The organism is Micromonospora sp. NPDC049004, from assembly GCF_040649315.1.
Taxonomy (GTDB): domain Bacteria; phylum Actinomycetota; class Actinomycetes; order Mycobacteriales; family Micromonosporaceae; genus Micromonospora.
The window spans coordinates 35,166-53,940 of record NZ_JBEZFG010000016.1; the positions used below are offsets into that span (position 1 = coordinate 35,166).

Genomic DNA, 18,775 nt, shown 5'->3' on the forward strand with positions numbered 1-18,775 from the left:
CGCGGATCAGGGCCGCGGGCTGGCGTGCTTGACCCCGTCGATGAATGCCGTCCACGCCGCCACGGTCACGACCAGCGACGGGCCGCACCGGTCCGTGGAGTCACGGATGCCGACCGCGTGCGACGCCAGAGCGACTTCGACGCACTGCGCATTTTCGTTCAGGCTACGGCTGCTCTTGCGCCAGGTGGAGGTGGTCAGGAAGTCGCGCTTCACGTGGTCCTCCTTCGCTACGGGCCCGCTAGCGCACGGGGTGGCCGCTGCGCCGCAGGGCGTCCTTGACCTCGCCCACCGTCAGCTCGCCGAAGTGGAAGACGCTGGCGGCGAGCACCGCGTCAGCGCCGGCCCCGATAGCCGGTGGGAAGTGGGCCACCTCGCCGGCCCCACCGCTGGCGACGACCGGCACGTCCACCACGGCCCGGACCGCGCTGATCAGCTCCAGGTCGAAGCCCGCCTTGGTGCCGTCGGCGTCCATCGAGTTGAGCAGGATCTCCCCCGCGCCCAGCTCGGCCACCTGCCGCGCCCAACGCACCGCGTCGATGCCGGTGCCGCGCCGGCCACCGTGGGTGGTGACCTCGAACCCGCTGGGCGTGCCGCCGGCCGGGGCGCGGCGTACGTCGAGGGAGAGCACGAGCACCTGCCGGCCGAACCGGTCGGCGATCTCGGCGATCAGCTCCGGCCGCGCGATGGCGGCGGTGTTCACGCCGACCTTGTCCGCGCCGGCGCGCAGCAGCGTGTCGACGTCGCCGACCTGCCGGACCCCGCCCCCGACCGTCAGCGGGATGAAGACCGTCTCGGCGGTGCGGCGCACCACGTCGAGCATCGTCCCCCGGTCGCTGGAGGAGGCGGTGACGTCGAGGAAGGTCAGCTCGTCGGCGCCGGCCCGGTCGTACGCGGCGGCCAGCTCCACCGGGTCGCCGGCGTCCCGCAGGTCGACGAAGTTGACCCCCTTGACCACGCGCCCGGCGTCCACGTCGAGGCAGGGGATCACGCGTACCGCCACCGTCATGCCGTCACCCTATCTTCCGCGCGTGGCACGGCGGCCGACCCGACCGGGCCGACCGCCGTACGCGATGTGCGGGTGCTCACACCCGGACGAGCATCTTGCCCAGGTTCTCGCCGCGCAGCAGGCCGAGGAACGCCGCCGGGGCGTTCTCGATGCCGTCGACGACCGTCTCGTCGTAGGAGAGCGTGCCCTCGCGCAGCCAGCCCGCGACGTCGTTGACGAACGCCTTCCGCAGGTGGTTGTGGTCGTTGACCAGGAAGCCGCGCAGGGTGAGCCGCTTGCCGATGACCAGCGACAGGTTGCGGGGCGCGGCGGGCGGCTCGGTGTCGTTGTACTGCGCGATCATGCCGCAGATGGCGGCGCGGCCGTGCAGGTTCATGGCCGAGATCGCCGCCTCCAGGTGGTCGCCGCCGACGTTGTCGAAGTAGACGTCGACGCCGTCCGGGGCGGCGGCCCGCAGCGAGTCGCGGACCGGCCCGTCGTGGTAGTCGAACGCGGCGTCGAAGCCCAGCGCCCGCAGCCGCTCGACCTTGGCGGCCGAGCCGGCGCTGCCGATGACGCGGCCGGCGCCCTTGAGCTTGGCGATCTGACCCACCAGGCTGCCGACCGAGCCGGCCGCGGCCGAGACGAAGACCGTCTCGCCGGGCTTCATCGCGGCGACCTCCAGCAGACCGGCGTACGCGGTCAGCCCGGGCATGCCGAGCACGCTGAGGTAGGCGCTGGCCGGGGCGAGGGCCGGGTCGACCCTGCGCGCGCCGCTGGCGTCGAGCAGCGCGTACTCCCGCCAGCCCAGCCCGTGCAGCACTGTGTCGCCGACCGCGAGGTCGGCCGACTCGCTGGCCACCACCTCGCCGATCGCGGCCCCGTCGAGCGGGGCGTCGAGGGCGTACGGCGGCATGTACGACTTGACGTCGTTCATCCGTCCCCGCATGTACGGGTCGACGGACATGAACTGGTTGCGGACCACGATCTGGCCCGGTCCGGGCGTCGGGACGTCGGTCTCGACGAGCCGGAAGGTGTCCTCGGTGGGCCAGCCCTCGGGGCGGCTGGCCAGGTGGATCTCACGGTTGCTGGTCATCGGGTGGTCGTCCTCTCGTCCGCGGGTGGGGTCCGGGTCCGCGACGTCAGGCGGCCAGGGTCTCGCGGACGGTCAGCGCGACGTCGATGTTGCCGCGGGTCGCGTTGGAGTACGGGCAGACCTGGTGGGCCTGCTCGACGATCTGCTCGGCGGCGTCGCGGGCGACGGCGGGCAGGTCGACGACGAGCTGCACGGTGAGCCCGAAGCCACCGCTGCCGTTCGGGCCGATGCCCACCTCGGCGGCGACGACGGAGCCGGTCACGTCTGCCTTGGCGCGGCGGGCCACCAGGCGCAGGGCGCTGTGGAAACAGGCCGCGTAGCCGGCGGCGAAGAGCTGCTCCGGGTTGGCGGCGCCACCCGCGCCACCCATCTCCTTCGGCACCGCCAGGTCGAGCGCGAGCGTGCCGTCGGAGGTCTCGACGTGGCCGTCCCGGCCGTCGCCGGTGGCGGTCGCGGACGCGGTGTAGAGAACCTGCATGAGAGTCACTGCTCCTTCTGTCGGTGGATGGTCTCGGTGACCCGGGTGAGCGTGTCGCGCAGGGCGACAAGCTCGGCGATGCCCAGCCCGGTGGCCTGCGCGATCCGCAGCGGAACGTCGCAGAGCTGCTCCCGCAGCGCCCGACCCTGCTCGGTCAGGCCCACCTCGACCCGCCGTTCGTCGCGCGCCGACCGCCGCCGCACCACCAGGCCCGCACCCTGAAGCCGCTTGAGCAGCGGGGAGAGCGTGCCGGAGTCCAGCCGCAGCTCGGCGCCCAGCTCGGACACCGTGGGCGCGTCGTCGGGACGTTCCCAGAGCACCAGCAGCACCAGGTACTGCGGGTAGGTCAGCCCGAACTCGTCGAGGATCGGCCGGTACACGTCGGTGAGGGCGCGCGACGCGGCGTAGAGCGCGAAGCACACCTGCCGGCGCAGCACCAGGTCATCGGTCACCACTGAACCGTAGCCCGCAATTAAGTTGTGCACAACTTATCGGGCCGGAACGCGGCCGTGACGAGGACCACCGGCGACTCAGCGCTCGCCGACGAACGCCTCCAACTCCACCTCGACCAGTTGCTCCGGATCGAGCAGACCCGCCACCATCACAAGCGTCGCCACCGGACGGACCGCCCCGAAGACCGCGTTGTGCGCCCGACCCACCTCGTCGGCGTGCAGCCGGTCCGTCACGTACATCCGGGTCCGGACGACGTCACCCGGCTGCACGCCCACCTCGGCGAGCGCCGCCAACCCGATCCGCAACGCCTGCGCCGTCTGCGCGGCGGCGTCCCCGACGTGCACCACCCGACCGTCGACAGTGGACGTACAGCCGGCCGTCCAGGCCAGGTCACCGGCCCGGACCACCCGGGAATAGCCGTAGCTCTGCTCCCACGGCCCTCCCGAACCCAGCCGGGTGACAGTCACGCCTCGGCCAACGTGCGCAGCGCCTCGGCCACCGTGAACGCGCCCGCGTACAGCGCCTTGCCGGCGATCACGCCCTCCACGCCCAGCGGCTCCAGGGTGGCCAGCGCCCGCAGATCGTCCAGGGTGGACACGCCACCCGAGGCGATCACCGGCCGGTCGGTACGCGCGCACACCTCGCGCAGCAGATCCAGATTCGGCCCACGCATCGTGCCGTCCTTGGTGATGTCGGTGACCACGTACCGCGTGGCGCCCGCCTTGTCCAGGCGCTCCAGCACCTCGTACAGGTCACCGCCGTCCCGGGTCCACCCCCGCGCGGACAGGGTCTGACCGCGTACGTCCAGCCCGATGGCGACCCGGTCGCCGTACTCCCCGACGACCCGGTCGCACCACACCGGGTCCTCCAACGCGGCGGTGCCGATGTTCACCCTGCTCGCGCCGGTGCCCAACGCCGCCCGCAGCGACTCGTCGTCCCGGATGCCGCCGGACAACTCCACCTGCACGTCCAACTGGCGCACCACCTCGGCCAGCAGGTGCGCGTTGGTGCCCCGGCCGAACGCCGCGTCCAGGTCGACCAGGTGGATCCACTCGGCGCCGTCGCGCTGCCACGCCAGGGCCGCGTCCAACGGGTCGCCGTAGACGCTCTCGCTGCCGGCGGCGCCCTGCACGAGCCGGACAGCCCGGCCGTCGGCGACATCCACGGCGGGTAACAGGGTGAGGCTCAACGTCATCTCCTCGATCAGGTACGGCGGTCCAGGGCGATCACCACGATCGCCGGCAGTACGAGCAGCAACAGCACGATCAGCGCGACACGCAACGCCACATCGTCGACGAACGTCCAGATCACAATCATCGCCGCCACGGTGAGCAGCACGATCGCCGCCCGCTCACCCCGCGTGTGCCGAGCCAGCCGGCCCGTGCGGCCCCGCCGCAACTGCGGCGTCAACCGGCGGACGACCGCGCGGCGGCGCTGCCGACGCGCCACCCGGCGCTGCCGGGCCGCCCGCTCCCGCGCCAGGTCAGCCTCACGTTCGGCCCGCCGACGGGCCCGCTCCCGGCTCACCGCGACGCCCGCCGGACGGACACCGGACGGTGCCGGCGCTCAGTCACCGGCGGGCAGAGTGGCGAGCCAGTTGCGCAGCAACGCGGCACCGGTCTCGGCGGACTTCTCCGGGTGGAACTGCGCCGCCGACAGCGGCCCACGCTCCACCGCGGCCACGAAGTCGGTGTCGTGGTGCGCCGTCGTCACCACGGCCCCCGCCGCCGCCAACGCCGCCGGGTCACCCATCGCGTACGAGTGCACGAAGTAGAACCGGCTCTCCGGCGGCAACCCGGCGAACAGCACCGACCCCCGCGGCGCGCGGACCGTGTTCCAGCCCATGTGCGGCAGACGGTGCGCGGCCAACCGGGTCACCCCACCGGGCAGCAACCCCAGGCCCTTCGTCACCACCCCGTGCTCCTCGCCGTGCTCGAAGAGCACCTGCATGCCCACGCAGATGCCGAGCACCGGCCGGCCCGCGGCCACCCGCTCCGCGATCACCGGCCCGGCGCCGAGCGCCTCGATACCCGCCATGCACGCCGCGTAGGCGCCCACACCCGGCACCACCAGACCGTCCGCGGCGGCCGCCGCGGCGAGGTCGTCGGTCACCCGGACGGACGCGCCCGCGGCGGCCAGCGCCCGCTCCGCCGAGCGCAGGTTGCCCGAGCCGTAGTCGAGCACCACCACGTCGGCGGTCACGACCCCGACTCCGGGATCAGCCGGAGCACCCCGGCGGCCGTGGCCAGCAGCGCGAGCAACGCGGTGATCACCACCGCGGCCCTCGGCGCACCCTGCCGGTGCAGCGACCACGCGCCACCCACCAGCACACCGGCCAGGATCAGCAGCAACGTCGGCAACGCGGCACCCATTAGAGCGCCCCCTTCGTGCTCGGGATCGCGCCCGCCGCCCGCGGGTCGATCGCGGTGGCCTCGCGCAGCGCCCGGGACACCGCCTTGAACTGGGCCTCCACCACGTGGTGCGCGTCCGGGTGCCCACCGGGACGGGCCGCGCGCAGCACGTCGACGTGCAGGGTGATCCGGGCCGCCTGGCCGAACGACTCCCAGATGTGCCGGGTCATGCTGGTCGGGTACACCGGCCCGATGTACGGCGCGAGGACCGGCTCGTCGTGCACCACGTACGGCCGGCCGGACAGGTCCACCGCGGCCCGGACCAGCACCTCGTCCATCGGGACGGTCGCCGAGCCGTACCGCCGGATGCCGGCCTTGTCGCCCAGCGCCTGGTCGAACGCGGCGCCCAGCGCGAGCGCGGTGTCCTCCATCGTGTGGTGCGCGTCGATCTCCAGGTCACCCACGGTGCGCACGGTCAGGTCGTAGCCGCCGTGGCGGGCGATCTGGTTCAGCATGTGGTCGTAGAAGCCCACGCCGGTGCTGATCTCGGCCGTGCCGGTGCCGTCGAGGTCGATCTCGACGAGAACCTTGGTTTCCTTGGTGATCCGCTCCACCCGGGCGGTCCGGCTCATTGCATACCTTTCGGTCGCGACTGCGGGGCTCGCAAGCTCACTGCTCGCGCTCCCATCGCACGGTCTCCATTGCGGCTAGGAAGGCGTCGGTCTCGTCGGGGGTGCCGGCGGTCACCCGCAGCCAACCGGGCAGGCCGACGTCGCGGACCAGCACCCCCTGCGCCAGCAGGGCCTGCCAGGCGGCAGCCTGGTCGCCACCGGCCTCGAACAGCACGAAGTTGGCGTCGCTGTCGGCCACCCGCAGGCCCCGTTCGCGCAGCGTCGCGACGATCCGGTCCCGCTGGGCCATGATCGCGCTCACCGTACCCAGCAGGGCGTCGCGGTGGGCCAGCGCCGCGCGGGCGGCGGCCTGGGTGAGCACGGACAGGTGGTACGGCAGACGGACCAGCTGCACCGCGCGCACCACCGCCGGATCGGCGGCCAGGTAGCCCAGCCGGCCACCGGCGAAGCCGAACGCCTTGCTCATCGTGCGGGTGACCACGAGCCGCGGGTGGCCGGGCAGCACCGCGAGGGCGCTGACCGTGCCCGGCCGGGCGAACTCGGCGTACGCCTCGTCGACGATCACCATGCCGGGCGCGACGTCGAGCACCGCGGCGACCACCGCCGGGTCCAGCGCCGTGCCGGTGGGGTTGTTCGGCGAGCAGAGGAAGACCACGTCGGGCCGGTGCTCGCGGACCTGCGCCACCGCCTCGTCGGCGGTCAGCCCGAAGTCGACGCCGCGCTGGGCGGGCACCCACCGGGTGCCGGTGCCCAGGGCCAGCAGCGGGTGCATCGAGTACGCCGGCACGAAACCCAGCGCGGTGCGCCCCGGCCCACCGAACGCCTGCAACAACTGCTGCTGGATCTCGTTCGAACCGTTGGCCGCCCAGACGTGCTCGACGGTCAGGCCGTGCCCGAGATATCCGGCCAGGTCGGCGCGCAGCGCCACCGCGTCCCGGTCCGGATAGCGGTTCAGGTCGCGCAACTCGGCGGCGAGCGCCTTGCCGATCGCGTCGACGACCGGCTCCGGCACCGCGTAGGAGTTCTCGTTGGTGTTCAGCCGCACCGCCACGTCGAGCTGCGGCGCCCCGTACGGCGACAGCCCGCGCAGGTCGTCGCGGATCGGCAGATCATCGAGCGAGGTCACGCCACCCCTCCCGGGAAGCGGGCCTGCACGGCCTGGCCGTGCGCCGGCAGGTCCTCCACGTTCGCCAGGGCGACCACGTGCGGGGCCACCTCGCGCAGCGCGGCCTCGGTGTACTCGATCAGGTGCACGCCGCGCAGGAACGACTGCACCGATAACCCGGACGAGTGCCGGGCGCAGCCGCCGGTGGGCAGCACGTGGTTGGAGCCGGCGCAGTAGTCGCCGAGCGACACCGGCGACCACGCCCCCACGAAGATCGCTCCGGCGTTGCGCACCCGCAGCGCCCACTCCCGGGCGTCGACCGTCTGGATCTCCAGGTGCTCGGCCGCGTACGCGTCGACCACCCGCAGCCCCGCCTCGAGGTCGTCGACCAGGACCACGCCGCTCTGCTCACCGGTCAGCGCCGTGGTCACCCGCTCGGCGTGCTTGGTGGCGGGCACCTGCCGGGCCAGCTCCGTCTCGACCGCCTCGACCAACGCCAGCGACGGGGTGACCAGCACGCTCGCGGCGAGCGGGTCGTGCTCGGCCTGACTGATCAGGTCGGCGGCGACGTGCGCCGGGTCGGCGCTGTCGTCGGCCAGGATCGCGATCTCGGTCGGGCCGGCCTCGGCGTCGATGCCGACGACACCCCGCAGCAGCCGCTTGGCGGCGGTCACCCAGATGTTGCCCGGGCCGGTGACCAGGTCGACGGGCTCGCACCGCAGCGCGCCCGTCGGGTCGACGGCGGACCCGTACGCCAGCATCGCCACCGCCTGGGCGCCGCCCACGGCGTAGACCTCGTCGACGCCGAGCAGCGCGCACGCGGCCAGCACCCGGGGGTCGGGCAGGCCGCCGTTGTCCTTCTGCGGCGGGCTGACCACCACCAGCGAGCGCACCCCTGCCGCCTGGGCCGGCACCACGTTCATCACCACCGTCGACGGGTACATCGCCAGGCCGCCGGGCACGTAGAGGCCCACCCGGTCGACGGGCAGCCACCGCTCGGTGACCGTGCCACCGGGCACCACCCGGGTCGTGTGGTCGGTGCGCCGCTGGTCGTCGTGCACCCTGCGGGCCCGGGCGATCGACTCCAGCAGGGCGGCACGCACAGCCGGGTCGAGCACACCCTCGGCCTCGGCGATCGCCTCCACCGGCACCCGCAGCACCTCCGGTGAGATGCCGTCGAACCGCTCACTGGCCTCCCGGATCGCCGGGTACCCATGCTCCCGGACCGCCTCGACGAGCGGCTTGATCCGCTCGACGGCCACCGACACGTCGAGCTGGGCACGGGGCAGCAGGCGGCGCGGGTCCACGAGACCGTCGCGCAGGTCGATCCGATTCAGCACCCTTGCGAGTCTAGGCGGCCCGACCGGAGCTCACCCCAGGCGCCCGCTCGGCGGGACGGTGAGCCGGGCCACGCCGGCGCGGGCGCGATTGGTTAGGCTCGACCACGTGACCGCACGGCTGCCGGTGTTCCCGCTCGCAACGGTGCTCTTTCCCGGGTTGGTGCTGCCGCTGCACATCTTCGAGGAGCGCTACCGGGCCCTGGTCCGGCACCTGGTCGACCTGCCCGAGGGCGCGTCCCGCGAGTTCGGGGTGGTGGCCATCCAGGCCGGCTGGGAGGTCGCGCCCGCCGGGCCCGGCGCCCGCGCGGGCACCGGCGTCGGCGACGTCACCCTGCACGAGGTGGGCTGCACCGCCGAGTTGCGCCAGGTCACCGAGCTGGCCGACGGCGGTTTCGACATCGTCACCGTCGGGCGCCGCCGATTCCGGATCGCCGACGTCGACGACGCGTCCGCGCCCTACCTGACCGCCGACGTCGAGTGGCTGCCCGAGGCCTCCGGGCCGGACGAGGTGGCCGACCTGCTGGCGGCCCGGGTGATCGCGGTGTTCCGGCAGTACCTGGGGCTGATCCGCCCCGACCCGGAGGAGATCTCCGAGCAGCTGCCGGAGGACCCGACGGTGCTGTCGCACCTGGTGGCGGCCACCGCCGCGCTGACCGTCGACGACCGGCAGCGGCTGCTCGCGATCGACGACACCGCCGCCCGGCTCCGCGCCGAGCTGCGACTGCTCAACCGCGAGGCGGCTCTGCTGCGCCAGGTGCGGGCGGTTCCGGTGCCGCTGTCGGAGCTGGCGTCCCCACCGACGCCCAACTGAGGGCCGCCGGGTCCGGCTCCGGCCGCAGGCCCGGCCAGCGCGACCAACCGGCCAGCAGGGTGTACGTGACAGCGGCGCCGAACGCCGGCAGCAGCAGGTTGCCGTGCGGCACGGGCAGCGCGCCGAAGAGCCAGTCGATTCCGCCGGCGCGCAGGTCTGCGGGTTTGGTGAACGCCTGACCGGCCGGGGCGCTGTCCAGCAGCCGGTCGAAGGTCGCCAGCCCGACCCGACGCCCCACCTGCCAGGCCACCGGGGCGGCGGCCAGCGTGCCCAGCAGCACGCCGAGCAACCCGACGGGGCCGCGTTGGCGGCGCAGCAGGAACCACACGGCCAGCGCCGCGAGCACCCCGAAGGCCAGCCCGAGCAGGCTGAACCAGCCGTCCGCGGCGATCGGCTGCTCCGGCTGGGGCTCGGCGTAGATCGCGCCCTCGGCGGTCTTGAGCACCGGGGTGTCCGGCGCGAGCACGGCCCAGAGCAGCCCGAGCGCCCCGCCCAGCACGGCCAGGGCGAGCACGACCCCGAGCACCGCCGCCACGGTCCGCAACGGGCGGCGGGGCTCGTCGGGGGTCAGCTCCGGTCCGCTCTGGTACGCCGTCAGGGTGGGACCCTCGCCGGGGTCGAACCCGGGCGGCGGCACGGCTGGTGGCGGCACGGCCGACCCGCTGTCGGCGGGTGCCGCACCCGACGGTGCGGGTGGGGCGGGCCGGTCGGCGTCGTCGACGTGCCGCTCAGGGTCGGGGTTGTCCGGGCTCACCCGATGATCCTCTCAGGCCCCGGGACGGGCCGGGGCGCCGGTGGCGGCGAACCAACTCACCGGGCGAACGGCTCTGCCATGGCCGCGGCGGCGCGCAGCCACGCCTGCCGGGTCTCCGGCTGGAGCTGGTGGTACTCGATCGACGAACCGGTCTCCAACGCCGGGTCGTACGGCACGACGGCCACCGCGCGGGTACGCGTCGCGAAGTGCCGTTCCAGGTCGTCCTGCAACGGCGAGCGGCCGGGAGTGGGGCAGGAGATGAGGGTGACCGCGTTGTCGGCCAGCTCGCCCATGCCCTCCTCGTGCAGCAGGTCGAGCATCCAGTCGGCACTGAACGCCGCGTCCTCCCGGGGCACGGTGGTCACCACCAGTTGGTCGGCGGCCTGCATCACGGTGCGCCAGTTGGCGCTCTCCACGTTGTTGCCGGTGTCCACGCAGACCACGTCGTGCGTACGACGCAGCAGTTCGAGCACCCGCTTGACGGTGAACTGGTCGAGTCGCTGGGCGAAGCGCGGGCTCTCCTCGCCGGCCAGCACGTCGTACGAGCCGTCGGAGGCGTGCCGCAGGTAGTCGTCCAGCCGCTCCAGCAGGGTCGCGCCCTCCAGGATCTCGATCTGGGCCAGGTCACCGATCAGGTGGCGGATGGTGCGTGCGTGGCGGGCACTCCCGGCGCGGAGCCCCAGGGTGCCGCGCAGCTCGTTGTCGTCCCAGGCCAGCACGCCCCGCCCCCGGACGCTGCCGACGGTGGCGGCGGCGAGGACCGTCGCGGTGGTCTTGTGCACGCCGCCCTTGGGGTTGGCGAACGCGAACACGCGGGGTGTGCCCAGGTCGCGGCGGAGCACGCCGGTGGCGCGTTCGGACTCCTGGTCGACGCCCTGCGGTCGCCACTCGATCCGGGCGGGGTAGCCGCGCTCGGCGATGGCCGAGCCCGGCGGCGGGCTGACCGGCGGGGCGGGCGGCGGGGTGACCGGTGGCGCGACCGGCGGTGGCGCGACCGCCGCGACCGGCGGGGTCACCTGCGGCGCGGGTGTCGGGTAGCCGGTCTCCGGCTGGTAACCGGTCTCCAGCAGCGCGTACCGCGACTCCCCCGCCGGGTTGCCCGGCCGGTAACCGTTGTCCAGGAGGGCGTAGCGCGACTCCGGCTCGGCCCGGCGCGGCGGCGGCTCGGGCTCGGCCTGGTAACCCGGCTCGGCACGGTACGTCGGGTCGGCCCGGTAGCCCGGGTCGGCGCGGTACGTCGGCTCGGCCCGGTAACCCGGCTCCGACCGGTACACCGGCTCGGCCCGGTAGTCCGGCTCGGCCCGGTACGCGGGCTCGGCCCGATACTCCGGCTCGGCCCGATACTCCGGCTCGGCCCGGTACGCGGGCTCCGCCCGGTAGTCCGGCTCCGACCGGTAGGCGGGCTCGGCGCGGTAGTCCGGCTCGGCCCGGTACGCGGGCTCCGCCCGGTAGTCCGGCTCCGACCGGTAGCCCGGCTCGGCACGGTAGGCGGGATCGACCCGGTAGGTCGCCTCGGCCCGGTAACCGGGCTCCTGGCCGTACGACAGATCGGCCGGATGCCCGATGGCCGACGCCCGCCCCGAGTAGCCGTTGGGGGCCGCGCGCCGCGGGAGGGGATCCGGCGGCGCCTCGTCGGCCCGGCGCTCGGGCTCGGGCTGCTCAGCGGCCCGGCCGCCCAGCCGGGCGCGGTCCAGCAACGCCCGCCATCTCGGCGCTGGTTCGGCCGGCCGGCCCCAGCCGGTCTCACTGCCCTCCACGGCCCGCCCTCCCAGCGCCATCGATCTCTGTCTGACAGGCTACGAACCAAACCCTATTCGGACCACACCTGAGCACGCACACCACCCGGCGCAGATCACGACGGGGAGGGCGGCAGCAGTCCGGCGTCGGGCGCGTCCGGGGAGGTGGTGACACCCGGCGGGGCCACCTCGGTGGGTTCGGCCGAGGGCGACTCGGGTGACGGAATCGTTACGAGCGGTGCGGGTTCCGACGATTCGCCCATCGGCACCGGCGGCCTCGGCGTGCTCGACGGCGACGCGCCACTCGCCAGCGGCGTCGGCTCCGGGCTCGGGCCGGTGTCGGCAGGCGGGCGGACCACGTCGCGCTGCTCGGGCAGCGGCGGCGTGAAGACCGTACGGTCGAGTCGGTACACCTCGGGCGCCGGATCGACGGCCCGCACGTCCGGGCGGGCGGCCACGCCCCGCAGCACCTCCGGCGCCGCGCGCACCACCGCCGCGTAGACGCAGGCGCAGCCGCCGCGGTACGCCGCCGCCTCGGCGCTCGCCACGTCCGCCCCGGTGACGTACTGCTGGCGCAGCTCGCGCTCGGCGGCGCTGTCGCCGCGCACCCCGGCGGCCCTGGCCCGGTAGTCGGCGGCCTCGCCGTCCTTGCGGGCGGCCACCTGCGCCATCTGAGCGACCACGTCGTCCGGCACCCGCAGGGCCGGCATCCGGACGATCTCGGTCTGCCGGCCGGGCAGCGGCACCCGGCCGAAGACCGTCGACACCGACACGTCACCGAGCACCGCGGCCAGCCGCTGCGGCGGCAGGTACGCGTCGAGCACGACCAGGGCGTACGTCCCGTCGCCGGTGGCCGGGGCCGTCGGGCTCAGCGCGGCCAGGTCGGCCGCGGCCGAGCGCAGGTAGCCGGGAACCCAGTCGCCGTCGGCCACCCCGACGCGGGTCACCTCGCCCACCGTCCGGTCGCCCACCGGAGCGTCGTCGGCGGCCCACACGGCGGTGCCCAGCACGGCCGCCGCGGAGAGCACCGCGGCCCAGGTGAGCACCCCGGACCGCCCCGACCGGTCACCGAGACGGGCCACCGCCCGGGTCAGCGGCGGCAGCAGCCGTTGGTCCAGCTGCCGCAGCAGGTCGCCGGCGCGCACAGGCGGGATCCCCTCGTCGGATCGATGTCGGGTGGTCGCCGCTCAGTCACGCAGGATCTCAAGCGCACGTTCCAGATCGTCAGGGTAGTCGCTGACGAACCGGACCTCGTCCCCCGAACGGGGGTGCAAAAAGCTCAGTTCGCGGGCGTGCAGCCACTGTCGGGCCAGGCCGAGACGGGCCGAGAGGGTGGGATCGGCGCCGTAGGTGAGGTCACCGACACAGGGGTGCCGCAGCGTGGAGAAGTGCACCCGGATCTGGTGCGTCCGGCCGGTCTCCAACCGCACGTCGACAAGGCTGGCCGCCGGGAACGCCTCAAGCGTGTCGTAGTGGGTGATGCTCGGCTTGCCGCCGGACACCACCGCCCAGCGGTAGTCGTGGGTGGGGTGCCTGTCGATAGGCGCGTCCACGGTGCCCCGCAGCGGGTCCAGGTGCCCCTGCACCACCGCGTGGTAGCCCTTGTCCACCTCGCGGTACTTGAAGGCCCGCTTCAACGCCGTGTACGCCTGCTCGCTCTTGGCCACCACCATGATCCCCGTGGTGCCCACGTCGAGACGGTGCACCACGCCCTGCCGCTCGGCGGCGCCGCTGGTGGAGATGCGGTGCCCGATCGCGGCGAGCGCGCCGATCACCGTCGGGCCGGTCCACCCCGGGCTGGGATGCGCGGCTACGCCCACCGGCTTGTCCACCACCACGATGTCGTCGTCGGCGTACACGACGCGCAGGCCGGGCACCGCCTGCGGCACCACTGTCGGTGGGGCGACCGGGGCGGGCAGGGTGACGTCCAACCAGGAGCCGGCCTTGACCTTGTGGGAGTTGGGCCGGGCGGCGCCGTCGACGAGGGCGTCGCCCGCGTCGACCAGGGCGGCGGCCGCGGTGCGGGAGAGGCCGAACAGCCGGGACACCGCCTGGTCCAGGCGCATGCCGTCCAGGCCGTCGGGCACGGGCAGCGAACGGTGGTCGCCGCCGGCGGCGAACGTGGAGGTCATGCCCGCTCCCTCTGCTCGGCGTCGGCGGTGGCGCCCGCGTCGGCGGGGGCGTCGTCCCGGCCGGCCCGCCGGCCGTCACGCTGGCGGCCGGTCAGCTCCAGCAGCACGGCCAGCAGCACACCGCAGACCAGCGAGCTGTCGGCCAGGTTGAACACCGGGAAGTGCTCGCCGTACGGCCCGAAGACGCTGATCATGTCGACCACGTGGCCGTGGAACGGGGCGGGCGCCCGGAAGATCCGGTCCATGAGGTTGCCCAGCGCCCCACCGAGCACCAGGCCCAGGGAGATCGCCCACGGCAGGGACCGCAGTCGCAGCGCCATCCAGACGATCCAGCCGACCACGCCGATGGTGATCAGCGGGAACACCCAGGTGTAGTTCGCACCGATGCTCCACGCGGCACCGCTGTTGCGGGTCAGGCTCAGGTAGACCAGCCCACCCAGCACCCGGACCGGCTCGCGGTCGCTGAGCGCGGCGAGCGCGAGGTGCTTGGTCACCAGGTCGGCCACCAGGGCCACCAGGGCCACCCCGGCGAGGATCGCGACAGCCCGGGGCCGGGGCTTGCCGCCGCCCGGGTCGGTGCGGCCAGGTTCGGCGGGCGGTGCTGCGGTCATGCGCTCCCCATCGAGGTGTCTCGGCGGTGATCGCTCACCGTCTCATCGCAGACGGGGACCGGGCCTCAGCGCCGCTCCTCCAACTGCTTGCACGTCACACACAGGGTGGCCGACGGGAAGGCGGCGAGGCGCTCGACCGGGATCGGGTTGCCGCACCGCTCGCACCAGCCGTAACCACCCTCGTCGAGGCGCTCCAGGGCGCGCTCGACCTGCGTGATCCGTTCCAGAATGCTGTTGGCGAGAGAGATCTCCTGCTCCCGCTCGAACGTCTTGGTGCCGGTGTCGGCCTGGTCGTCCCCGGCCGAGTCCGTCAACCGATCGCGCTGCAGCTCGGTGATCTCGCTCAGCGTCTGATCGTACTCGGCGCGCAGCTCGTCCCGCCGCGCCGCCAGCGCCGCCCGGATCTTCTCGGTCTCCGCCGCGCTGCGGGTGGCCTTGGCCACCGGCTTGCGGCCGGCGGTCCTGGTGTCGGCTGGCTTCGCCATGGGTCGCTCCTCGGCCGCGGAGCCGCTCGGTCACGGCACCTGGTCAGGGGCGCCGACAAAGGCGTCCCCAAGTACGAAAAGGGGCGCACGGCGACGATGGCCGCGCACTCCGGAGGTTGGCAAGAATACGGAACGTACAGGCGTCCGACAACGTGGCGCACCGTCGCACCGCTCAACAGCCCCGAGCCCTGCCTAACTGGGGCAAAGGGAACGCTAGCAGATCAACCGACCGCCTCATCCCCGTACTCGCCAAACCATCGGGCCAGCCGACCCCGTCGGCTGACGGCCCGCAGCCGCCGTTCGGCGGCGTCGCGCACCCCACCGGTGGCGACGATCAGCAGGCTGTCGCCGGTTTTCAGCCGGGTGTCCGGGCCGGGCACGAAGCCCACCCCGTCGCGCAGCACCAGAGTCACCGAGGCGCCCAGCGGCAACCGCAGCTCGTCGACGTGCACGCCGGCCAGCCGCGAGCCCGGAGGCACCTCCAGTTGGAGCAGATCGGCCCGCATCCGCTCCAGTGGCGCGGTCTCCACGTGGATCTCGGTGGCCTCGGCCGGCGCGGTGGTCCCCAGCCGGCGGGCGAACGGACCGAGCGTGCTGGTCTGCACCAGCGTGAAGATCACCACCAGCACGAAGACCGCGTCGAAGAGGCGCTCCGCGCCCGGCACCCGCTCCGAGAGCGGGATGGTGGCCAACACGATCGGCACCGCCCCGCGCAGCCCGGCCCAGGACAGGAACGCCTGCTCCCGCAGGCCGACCCGGAACGGCGCCGCCGAGACGGCCACCGACAACGGCCGGGCCAGCAGCACCAGCGCCAGACCGGCCACCACCGCCGGCAGCACCGCCGCATCCAACCGGCCCGGCGAGGCCAGCAACCCGAGCAGCACGAACAGCCCGATCTGGGCGACCCACGCCAGCCCGTCGGCGAAGCCCAGGATCGCCTGCCGGTGCGACAGCCGAGCGTTGCCCAGCAGCACCCCGGCCACGTAGACGGCGAGGAAGCCCGAGGCGTGCAGAACGGCGCCTGCGGCGTACGCCAGGACGGTGATCCCCACCGCCGCGATCGGGTACAGCCCCGCGGACGGCAGCGCGGCCCGGCGCAGCGCCCACGTGCCGGCGACGCCCGCACCCACGCCCACCGCCGCGCCGACGCCCAGCTCGTAGCAGACCAGACCGACCTCGTACCACCACGGATGCGACCAGCCGGAGTGCGACAGCAGCACCACCAGCAGCACCACCGGGGCGTCGTTCATGCCCGACTCGGCCTCCAGTGTGGCCACCAGCCGCGGCGGCAGCCGCAGCCGTCGCAGGGTGGCGAACACCGCCGCCGCGTCGGTGGAGGAGAGCACCGCGCCGTAGAGCAACGCCAGCCGCCAGTCCAGACCCAGCAACAGGTGTACGGCGACGCCGACCACCACGATGCTGACGATCACGCCGACCGTGGAGAGCGCGGAGGCCAACCCGAGGACCGGACGCAGGGCGCTCCACCGGGCGGTCAGGCCACCCTCGGCGATGATCACGATGAGCGCGCAGAAGCCGAGGGTCCGGGTCAGATCGACGTCGTCAAAGCGGATACCCAACCCGCCCTCGCCGATGGCCACGCCGAGCGCCAGGTAGAACAGCAGGCTGGGCACCCCGAGGCGGCTGGAGAGCCGGACGGCGCCGACCGCCACCAACAGCACGGCCGCGCCGAGCAGCAGCGCGATGTCCAGCCCGGGCGTCACGGTTGCCGAGCCCGGGCGGTCCTCACCCTGCGGATCCGTCGCGCAGTCGGTGCAGCACGTCGGTCAGCTCGGGGCCGGGCCGGTCGACGAGGAACAGCTTGTCCCGGCTGGTCGCGCCGGTGCGCAGCGACACCGTGGCCGCCCGGACGCCCAGCGCGTCGGCGAGGGCCCGGCGGGCAGCCTCGGTCGCCCGACCGTCCACCGCCGGAGCGTGGACCGCGATCACCAGGGCGGGGCCGTACGCGCCGTCGAAGCGGCCGCCGACGGCGTTGCGGGAGGCGCCAGGCTTCACCCGTACCGCCACGGTGAGCGCGTCCTGCGGGGGCACCGACACCGCTCTCAGATCGGCCGGGCGTCGGTGAGCAGGGCGGTGGCCGGCGCGCACGCCGCGCACGGCGTGAAGCCGAGCTCGACGGCCTCGGCGACCGGGAGGGACTCGGGCACCCGCCCGGCCAGGCGCGGGCACCCGGCCAGGTGGTAGCGGGGTCGCCCGTCGACAACCACGACGGGGTCGGACAGCCGGGAGACCCGGGCCGCCTCGGCAGGGGTGATCGGCTGCTCGGCCGGCTCGTCGGCCAGCGCGTCGACCGAGGTCGTGCCGGAGGGGTACGCCTCTTCGCCGCGCGCCACGAAGGGCGATGCCGGGCTGACGGGCGTGGAGCGTGACCCGTCGGCCGGGGTCACGAACGACGCCTCGGGCTCGAACGGCGAGGCCGTGTCAAAGGGCGAGGCCGCGTCATACGGCGAGGCCGCGTCGAAGGGCGGGGCCGCGTCGAAGGGCGGGGCCGCGTCGAAGGGCGGGACCGCCGCGGGGTCGGACGGCGGCTCGGGTGGTTGCCGCCACCCGGTGCCGCCGTTGCCGACCGTCGGAGGTACATGCTGGACCGGCACATCCGGCTGGGCCAGCGGCGGACCGTACGCGACACCCGGCTCGGCCTGGCTGGCCCTGCGGAATGTCGCGCGGTCCCGCGGACCGGCCCGACCGGGATCCGCCGTCGCGCGGTTGGCGGCTGCCTGGCGGGCGCCCACCACCAACGCGACGGCGGCCAGCAGACTGGCCGCGATGGAAATGGTCAACAGAACGCTGGAGCCACCGGCCAGACCGAACACCAGCAGCACCACAGCGACGAGGATGAGCAGAAGACTCGCGACTATCACGGCTCACCCCCGCCGCGTCGTACCGTCCAGGCAGGGCCGGCGACCGTCACCATCTGCGGACAGCGATCGCCGGCCGGTGCTCAGCGTCCGGCTTCGAGGGCGCCGGAGCGCCCGCCGCCGTACGAACCGGCGAGGCCTGCCGCGGCCAGCCCGTTGCCGCCGGCGACCCGGCCTGCCTCGGAGCGGGTCATCTCGGCTTCGAGGCCCTGGCCGCGACCGTCGAGGTCCCGCAGCTGGCTCTCCAGGTAGGCCTTGAGCCGGGTGCGGTACTCGCGCTCGAACTGCTTGAGCTCCTCGATGTGCTTCTGCAGGGCCGTGCGCTTGGCGTCCAGGCCGCCCATGGCCTCCTGGTGCCGCTGGCGGGCGTCCCGCTCCAGGGCGTCGGCCTTCGCGCGAGCCTCGCGGGTCACCTCCTCGGCCTTGCTCCGAGCCTCGGACAGGAGCTGGTCGGCCTCGCGGCGCGCGTCCGACACGTGGTCGTCGGCGGTGCGCTGGGCCATCATCAGCACGCGCAGGGCCTGCTGCTCACCGTCACCGGTGACGCCGCCGGCCGGACCGCCGGTCGCGCGGACCTGCTCCAGCTCGGCCTGCATGGCGCGGGCGGCCTGCTCGGCAGCGGACTTGTCGCGCTGCACCCTGTCCAGCTGGGCCTTGACGTCGTTGAGCTCCGCCGCCAGTCGGGCGTCGCCGCCGGGGCCGGCGGGGGCGCCGCCACGACCGCCGCGCTCCACCTGGGCGCGCAGCTCGTTGTTCTCCTCGATGAGACGGGCGAGCTCGCGCTCGACCTCATCCAGGAAGGCGTCGACCTCCTCCTCGTCATACCCCCGCTTGCCGATCGGCGGTTTCTTGAAGGCGACGTTGTGGACGTCGGCCGGGGTCAGCGGCATCGAAACTCCTCGGGTCAGTTGCGGCCGCGAAAGCGCGTCG

At 74.1% G+C, this 18,775-nt stretch carries 24 protein-coding genes; 1 reads left to right on the forward strand and 23 read right to left on the reverse strand.

Translation table 11 applies throughout. The features are described 5' to 3' along the window. Window positions 1-6: 6 nt before the first annotated feature. The 13 genes from AB0B97_RS31335 to hisD form a co-directional block, all read right to left on the reverse strand. Entirely contained in the window at window positions 7-213 is a 207-nt protein-coding gene (locus AB0B97_RS31335; RefSeq protein WP_357498801.1) for a DUF397 domain-containing protein, read from the reverse strand. Window positions 214-238: 25 nt separating this feature from the next. Beyond that, window positions 239-1,006, reverse strand: a complete 768-nt coding sequence (gene hisF, locus AB0B97_RS31340) for an imidazole glycerol phosphate synthase subunit HisF (RefSeq protein ID WP_357498803.1) — start codon at window positions 1,004-1,006, stop codon at window positions 239-241. 76 nt (window positions 1,007-1,082) lie between these two features. Then, the gene (locus AB0B97_RS31345; RefSeq protein ID WP_357498805.1) at window positions 1,083-2,081 is read right to left on the reverse strand and encodes an NADP-dependent oxidoreductase; all 999 of its coding nucleotides are present in this window, start codon (window positions 2,079-2,081) and stop codon (window positions 1,083-1,085) included. A 46-nt stretch (window positions 2,082-2,127) separates the two neighbouring features. Further along, window positions 2,128-2,559, reverse strand: coding sequence for an organic hydroperoxide resistance protein (locus AB0B97_RS31350; RefSeq protein ID WP_255787514.1), 432 nt, complete (start codon window positions 2,557-2,559; stop codon window positions 2,128-2,130). Window positions 2,560-2,564: 5 nt separating this feature from the next. Beyond that, complete coding sequence (locus AB0B97_RS31355; protein WP_234588025.1) at window positions 2,565-3,011, reverse strand: MarR family transcriptional regulator; 447 nt, start codon at window positions 3,009-3,011, stop codon at window positions 2,565-2,567. Between the two features lie 78 nt (window positions 3,012-3,089). Further along, window positions 3,090-3,479: a RidA family protein gene (locus AB0B97_RS31360; RefSeq protein ID WP_357498808.1), complete on the reverse strand. Its 390-nt coding sequence runs from the start codon at window positions 3,477-3,479 to the stop codon at window positions 3,090-3,092. Further along, complete coding sequence (priA, locus tag AB0B97_RS31365) at window positions 3,476-4,201, reverse strand: bifunctional 1-(5-phosphoribosyl)-5-((5-phosphoribosylamino)methylideneamino)imidazole-4-carboxamide isomerase/phosphoribosylanthranilate isomerase PriA (RefSeq protein WP_234588027.1); 726 nt, start codon at window positions 4,199-4,201, stop codon at window positions 3,476-3,478. The genes AB0B97_RS31360 and priA overlap by 4 nt, the downstream gene beginning before the upstream one ends. A 14-nt stretch (window positions 4,202-4,215) precedes the next feature. After that, window positions 4,216-4,539: a hypothetical protein gene (locus AB0B97_RS31370; protein WP_357498810.1), complete on the reverse strand. Its 324-nt coding sequence runs from the start codon at window positions 4,537-4,539 to the stop codon at window positions 4,216-4,218. Window positions 4,540-4,578: 39 nt separating this feature from the next. Further along, window positions 4,579-5,214 carry an imidazole glycerol phosphate synthase subunit HisH gene (gene hisH, locus AB0B97_RS31375; RefSeq protein ID WP_357498812.1) on the reverse strand — a complete coding sequence of 212 codons (636 nt, stop codon included), beginning with the start codon at window positions 5,212-5,214 and terminating at the stop codon, window positions 4,579-4,581. Continuing rightward, complete coding sequence (locus tag AB0B97_RS31380; protein WP_234588029.1) at window positions 5,211-5,384, reverse strand: hypothetical protein; 174 nt, start codon at window positions 5,382-5,384, stop codon at window positions 5,211-5,213. The genes hisH and AB0B97_RS31380 overlap by 4 nt, the downstream gene beginning before the upstream one ends. Continuing rightward, window positions 5,384-5,995 carry an imidazoleglycerol-phosphate dehydratase HisB gene (gene hisB / locus AB0B97_RS31385; protein WP_234588030.1) on the reverse strand — a complete coding sequence of 204 codons (612 nt, stop codon included), beginning with the start codon at window positions 5,993-5,995 and terminating at the stop codon, window positions 5,384-5,386. Before hisB ends, AB0B97_RS31380 begins: the two co-directional genes overlap by 1 nt. Before the next feature lie 37 nt (window positions 5,996-6,032). Then, complete coding sequence (locus AB0B97_RS31390) at window positions 6,033-7,121, reverse strand: histidinol-phosphate transaminase (RefSeq protein WP_357498815.1); 1,089 nt, start codon at window positions 7,119-7,121, stop codon at window positions 6,033-6,035. Next, complete coding sequence (hisD, locus tag AB0B97_RS31395) at window positions 7,118-8,440, reverse strand: histidinol dehydrogenase (protein WP_234588032.1); 1,323 nt, start codon at window positions 8,438-8,440, stop codon at window positions 7,118-7,120. The genes AB0B97_RS31390 and hisD overlap by 4 nt, the downstream gene beginning before the upstream one ends. 106 nt (window positions 8,441-8,546) lie before the next feature. Here hisD and AB0B97_RS31400 point away from each other — a divergent pair, with 106 nt between their 5' ends. Continuing rightward, on the forward strand, window positions 8,547-9,251 hold the full coding sequence (locus AB0B97_RS31400) for an LON peptidase substrate-binding domain-containing protein (RefSeq protein WP_234588034.1): 705 nt from the start codon (window positions 8,547-8,549) through the stop codon (window positions 9,249-9,251). Here AB0B97_RS31400 and AB0B97_RS31405 read toward each other — a convergent pair. The 10 genes from AB0B97_RS31405 to AB0B97_RS31450 all read right to left on the reverse strand — a co-directional run bounded on the left by AB0B97_RS31405 (window position 9,166) and on the right by AB0B97_RS31450 (window position 18,735). After that, on the reverse strand, window positions 9,166-10,005 hold the full coding sequence (locus AB0B97_RS31405; protein WP_357498818.1) for a DUF2567 domain-containing protein: 840 nt from the start codon (window positions 10,003-10,005) through the stop codon (window positions 9,166-9,168). The genes AB0B97_RS31400 and AB0B97_RS31405 overlap by 86 nt on opposite strands. 56 nt (window positions 10,006-10,061) lie before the next feature. Next, window positions 10,062-11,762 (reverse strand): AAA family ATPase, encoded by a 1,701-nt coding sequence (locus AB0B97_RS31410; RefSeq protein WP_357498820.1) that lies wholly within the window; start codon window positions 11,760-11,762, stop codon window positions 10,062-10,064. A 95-nt stretch (window positions 11,763-11,857) separates the two neighbouring features. Beyond that, window positions 11,858-12,886: a hypothetical protein gene (locus AB0B97_RS31415; protein ID WP_357498822.1), complete on the reverse strand. Its 1,029-nt coding sequence runs from the start codon at window positions 12,884-12,886 to the stop codon at window positions 11,858-11,860. A 42-nt stretch (window positions 12,887-12,928) separates the two neighbouring features. Beyond that, window positions 12,929-13,873 (reverse strand): RluA family pseudouridine synthase, encoded by a 945-nt coding sequence (locus AB0B97_RS31420; protein ID WP_234588042.1) that lies wholly within the window; start codon window positions 13,871-13,873, stop codon window positions 12,929-12,931. Further along, the gene (gene lspA / locus AB0B97_RS31425) at window positions 13,870-14,484 is read right to left on the reverse strand and encodes a signal peptidase II (RefSeq protein WP_357498825.1); all 615 of its coding nucleotides are present in this window, start codon (window positions 14,482-14,484) and stop codon (window positions 13,870-13,872) included. The genes AB0B97_RS31420 and lspA overlap by 4 nt, the downstream gene beginning before the upstream one ends. A 65-nt stretch (window positions 14,485-14,549) precedes the next feature. Next, complete coding sequence (locus AB0B97_RS31430) at window positions 14,550-14,969, reverse strand: TraR/DksA C4-type zinc finger protein (protein WP_007463005.1); 420 nt, start codon at window positions 14,967-14,969, stop codon at window positions 14,550-14,552. Window positions 14,970-15,190: 221 nt separating this feature from the next. After that, on the reverse strand, window positions 15,191-16,690 hold the full coding sequence (locus AB0B97_RS31435) for a potassium/proton antiporter (protein ID WP_357498827.1): 1,500 nt from the start codon (window positions 16,688-16,690) through the stop codon (window positions 15,191-15,193). 22 nt (window positions 16,691-16,712) lie between these two features. After that, complete coding sequence (locus AB0B97_RS31440; RefSeq protein WP_234588045.1) at window positions 16,713-17,024, reverse strand: DUF167 domain-containing protein; 312 nt, start codon at window positions 17,022-17,024, stop codon at window positions 16,713-16,715. Between the two features lie 5 nt (window positions 17,025-17,029). Continuing rightward, window positions 17,030-17,596 (reverse strand): hypothetical protein, encoded by a 567-nt coding sequence (locus AB0B97_RS31445; protein WP_357498849.1) that lies wholly within the window; start codon window positions 17,594-17,596, stop codon window positions 17,030-17,032. A gap of 332 nt (window positions 17,597-17,928) precedes the next feature. Beyond that, the gene (locus AB0B97_RS31450; protein WP_007463015.1) at window positions 17,929-18,735 is read right to left on the reverse strand and encodes a DivIVA domain-containing protein; all 807 of its coding nucleotides are present in this window, start codon (window positions 18,733-18,735) and stop codon (window positions 17,929-17,931) included. Window positions 18,736-18,775 lie beyond the last annotated feature (40 nt).